The organism is Erwinia magellanica (genome assembly GCF_039023495.1).
GTDB lineage: Bacteria > Pseudomonadota > Gammaproteobacteria > Enterobacterales > Enterobacteriaceae > Erwinia.
In genome coordinates this window covers 1-1,334 of the sequence record NZ_JBCHVC010000016.1, presented here as the reverse complement: position 1 = coordinate 1,334, position 1,334 = coordinate 1, and the positions used below count along the sequence as shown (strand labels likewise).

General features: G+C 54.5%; 1 rRNA gene. It reads right to left on the bottom strand.

Going from position 1 to position 1,334, the window contains the following annotated elements:
- Positions 1 to 23: 23 nt before the first annotated feature.
- A 23S ribosomal RNA gene (locus tag AAH450_RS21030) occupies positions 24 to 1,334 on the bottom strand; the annotation flags it as partial.

Below are 1,334 nucleotides of genomic sequence, written 5' to 3'. Positions count from 1 at the left end.
CACCAGAACGCTTCTGGCGTTGTAAGGTTAAGCCTCACGGGTCATTAGTACCGGTTAGCTCAACGCATCGCTGCGCTTACACACCCGGCCTATCAACGTCGTAGTCTTCAACGTCCCTTCAGGGGCCTTAAAGGCCCGGGGAAGATTCATCTCGAGGCAAGTTTCGCGCTTAGATGCTTTCAGCGCTTATCTTTTCCGCACTTAGCTACCGGGCAATGCCATTGGCATGACAACCCGAACACCAGTGGTGCGTTCACTCCGGTCCTCTCGTACTAGGAGCAACCCCTCTCAATCTTCCAGCGCCCACGGCAGATAGGGACCGAACTGTCTCACGACGTTCTAAACCCAGCTCGCGTACCACTTTAAACGGCGAACAGCCGTACCCTTGGGACCTACTTCAGCCCCAGGATGTGATGAGCCGACATCGAGGTGCCAAACACCGCCGTCGATATGAACTCTTGGGCGGTATCAGCCTGTTATCCCCGGAGTACCTTTTATCCGTTGAGCGATGGCCCTTCCATACAGAACCACCGGATCACTAAGACCTGCTTTCGCACCTGCTCGAGCCGTCACTCTCGCAGTCAAGCTAGCTTATGCCTTTGCACTAACCTCACGATGTCCGACCGTGATTAGCTAACCTTCGTGCTCCTCCGTTACTCTTTGGGAGGAGACCGCCCCAGTCAAACTACCCACCAGACACTGTCCCCACGCCGGATCACGGCGCCAGGTTAGAACATCAAACGTTAAAGGGTGGTATTTCAAGGTTGGCTCCACGCAGACTGGCGTCCACGCTTCAAAGCCTCCCACCTATCCTACACATCAAGGCTCAATGTTCAGTGTCAAGCTGTAGTAAAGGTTCACGGGGTCTTTCCGTCTTGCCGCGGGTACACTGCATCTTCACAGCGAGTTCAATTTCACTGAGTCTCGGGTGGAGACAGCCTGGCCATCATTACGCCATTCGTGCAGGTCGGAACTTACCCGACAAGGAATTTCGCTACCTTAGGACCGTTATAGTTACGGCCGCCGTTTACCGGGGCTTCGATCAAGAGCTTCTCCTTGCGGATAACCCCATCAATTAACCTTCCGGCACCGGGCAGGCGTCACACCGTATACGTCCACTTTCGTGTTTGCACAGTGCTGTGTTTTTAATAAACAGTTGCAGCCAGCTGGTATCTTCGACTGGCTTCAGCTCGGGGAGCAAGTCCCTCCACCTACGCGCCAGCGTGCCTTCTCCCGAAGTTACGGCACCATTTTGCCTAGTTCCTTCACCCGAGTTCTCTCAAGCGCCTTGGTATTCTCTACCTGACCACCTGTGTCGGTTTGGGGTACGATTC